The 584-nt window shown below is 38.0% G+C and carries 1 protein-coding gene; it reads right to left on the bottom strand.

All coding sequences use genetic code 11. From position 1 onward, the window contains the following. Nucleotides 1-467 (bottom strand): hypothetical protein (locus J3U16_RS12045; protein ID WP_267343222.1); only part of this gene is annotated, 467 nt, incomplete at its 3' end. Between the last annotated feature and the right edge of the window lie 117 nt (nucleotides 468-584).

Below are 584 nucleotides of genomic sequence, written 5' to 3'. Positions count from 1 at the left end.
AGAGATAACTCTAAAAAACCATTAACATTAATCTCACCATCACCGTCATCATCCCACCAATAATTATTGGGCGGACCAATAAGCTTTTTTAAAGTGATTAAATCGACATTCGTTGGAAAGATCATATCTATATCAGCAAAACTTTGACCTGCAACCGGTAACTCAATGGGGTTTGAAGATGATGAAGTATTGGTTTTAGCCGTGTACTGTTCTCCGTTAGAGAGTGTAATACCGAGCAAAACTTCAATATTAAGCGCTCTTGTTCTACCACCATCGAAAGTTAAATAAGGCGCATTACCCTGAATTATATTTGAGGTTTTAACGGTTAATGCATGGCTGGAATAAAAAGGTATTAGCAAAAAGCCGAGCGATAAAAAGATCTGTCGGCGTAATTTAGATCCGAGAGATGATCGACGAGATGATCGGAATGATGATCCAAATGATGATCGAAATAACGATCGGCGCAACGATCGACTACGCGATCTTAAATTTTCGTCGATTAATAAACTGGAATGAAAAAAAATAGGCTGAGAGTTTGAATTTGGCGAATTTAAATTATAGGTTGGCCAAGTTGCCTGTTGCCT

The organism is Gilliamella sp. B3023 (assembly GCF_026536845.1).
GTDB lineage: Bacteria > Pseudomonadota > Gammaproteobacteria > Enterobacterales > Orbaceae > Gilliamella > Gilliamella apicola_E.
The sequence above is the reverse complement of the archived record's forward strand: the minus strand, read 5'-3'. Positions and strand labels throughout refer to the sequence as shown.